The sequence below is a fragment of the Saccharopolyspora sp. NPDC000359 genome, assembly GCF_040300525.1.
GTDB lineage: Bacteria > Actinomycetota > Actinomycetes > Mycobacteriales > Pseudonocardiaceae > Saccharopolyspora.
Genome location: NZ_JBEPDU010000114.1, coordinates 1 through 2,004, shown reverse-complemented (window position 1 = coordinate 2,004; position 2,004 = coordinate 1). Strand labels below are relative to the sequence as shown.

Below are 2,004 nucleotides of genomic sequence, written 5' to 3'. Positions count from 1 at the left end.
GATCCAGGCCTACCAGCCCGATGGTGAACCGCAGAGCCAGCTGCGGGAGATCCGCATCAACGAGGACGTGTCCCTGGTCCTGCTGGACAACTTCACCCCCGACCAGTGCGCGGAGGCGGTCCGCCGGGTCCGCGAGGCCTCCCCGAGCACGGAGCTGGAAGCCTCCGGCGGCCTGACGCTCGACGTGGCGGCGGACTACGCGCGAACCGGCGTCCAGTACCTCGCGGTCGGCGGCCTCACCCACTCCTCCCCGGCGCTCGACCTCGGCCTGGACATGTGATCACCCGGAGCCGAACCCGTGCGCACCGCTGCGACGGGGTGGTCACAGCAGGGAGTCGAAGCTGGTGCTCAGCTCAACGGGGTCGGACACCGTCACCTCGTCGGTGTCCACCCCTGCTGAGGAGTAGAGCCGTGTCGTCGGGTCCAGCCGGTAGCGGAACGCGGTCAGCCGCTGGCCGTCGTCGGCACCGGCCTCGAACCGCCAGAAGTGCTCGATGCCAGCAGCGGCGTACTCGGCGGGCTTGGCGGTCTGGTCAGCGGTGACCGAGCCGGGGGACATCACCTCGACCACCAGCAGGCAGTGCTGCGGCCGGAGCACCGCGTCGTCCGGGAGAGCGGAGTCGTACACGACGACGTCGGCTCGGCGGTTGAGCAGCGGCACGTCGCGCAACCGCAGGTCGACGTCTGTGGCGACGGTGAGATCGGGGCCAGCGGACTGCTCCAGCTCGTTCGCCAGCCGACGAGCGGTGATCTGGTGCAGTCGGCGAGGGGCGGGGATCACGACGATGGCTCCATCGACAACCTCGATGTGGCGGCACACTTCCGCGGGCAGAGCCTCGTACCCCGCGGCGCTCAGCCCTTCGGGCGGCAAGGCCATCCAGTCGGGAAGTGCGGTCACTGGCGAGTCCTCTCCCCGTTGGTACTGGACCGGCGTAGCCGGATCACCAGGTCAACGGGGATCTTGCACGACCGGGTCTTCACTGCGGGTCACCGAATGCAACCGGTGGTGATCGGCGCGGGGGTATCGGGGATGATCCGGGTGTGGTGAACGAACGGGGAGCGCATGGTCCGGTACCCGGTCGGCCTGACCGGGACCTGCCGTCGCCGTTGTTGGGCGGGATCTACCGGGCGCGGCGGCCCACCGGGCCGGTCGTCGGGTTGGTCGTGGTCGTGGTGTGCCTGCTGGTGGGGCAGACGGTGGTCGCGCTGGTGCTGTTCCCCGCGCTCGGGGCTTCGGCGACGGCTGCGCGCGGCGGCACGATGACGTTGGTCGACCAGCTCGCGATGCTGCTCAGCTTCCTCGGCATCGTCGGGATGCTCGCGCTGTGGATCTGGTTCAAGGAGCGGCGGCCGTTCGGCAGCGTCGGGTTCTTCCCCGCTCCGCGCCTCGGCGCGCACCTGGGGATCGGTGTGGCCGTCGCGGTGGTGCTGCTGGGCGTGCCGGTCGGCGTGAACCTGCTCAGCGGGCAGTACGACATCGGGGCGGTGCACGTCGCGCAGGTGGGGTGGGCGTTCGTCGCGCTCGTCGGGTTCGCGGTGCAGGCCAGCACCGAGGAGGTCATCACCCGTGGGTACCTGATGCAGGTGACCTACCGGAAGTGGGGCCTGACCGCTGCGGTCGCCCTGCAGGCCGTGGTGTTCTCGCTACTGCACGGCGCCAACCCGGGCGTCACCCCGGTGGCCCTGGTCAACATTTTGCTCATCGCGCTGCTGCTGGCGTTCTGGGCGCTCGCCGAAGGTGGGCTGTGGGGTGTGTGCGCCTTCCACGCGGTGTGGAACTGGTGCCAGGGCAACGTCTACGGCATCGAGGTCTCCGGCATGGACGTGCAGACGGCGATGCTGAGCATGGGCGGTGCTCCGGGCAGCGCCGAGCTGCTCACCGGTGGCGGCTTCGGCATCGAAGCCAGCCTCCTCGGACGTCGACAACCGATGCCCGCAACGGGAGCGCGGGTGGTGTGAATCTCACTCGCGAGGGAGGAAGGAATCATGCCCACGCACAACGAC

Annotated in this window: 2 protein-coding genes and 1 pseudogene; 2 read left to right on the top strand and 1 reads right to left on the bottom strand. The window is 69.8% G+C overall.

Annotated elements, in window-relative coordinates; translation table 11 throughout:
• A pseudogene (locus tag ABT324_RS33290) lies at window positions 1–280 on the top strand (hypothetical protein); the annotation flags it as partial.
• 42 nt (window positions 281–322) lie between these two features.
• Here ABT324_RS33290 and ABT324_RS33285 read toward each other — a convergent pair.
• A complete protein-coding gene (locus ABT324_RS33285) occupies window positions 323–877 on the bottom strand; it encodes a Uma2 family endonuclease (RefSeq protein ID WP_351185875.1) in 555 nt (184 codons plus the stop codon).
• Window positions 878–1,041: 164 nt separating this feature from the next.
• Here ABT324_RS33285 and ABT324_RS33280 point away from each other — a divergent pair, with 164 nt between their 5' ends.
• A complete protein-coding gene (locus ABT324_RS33280) occupies window positions 1,042–1,959 on the top strand; it encodes a CPBP family intramembrane glutamic endopeptidase (protein WP_351185872.1) in 918 nt (305 codons plus the stop codon).
• Window positions 1,960–2,004: the final 45 nt, after the last annotated feature.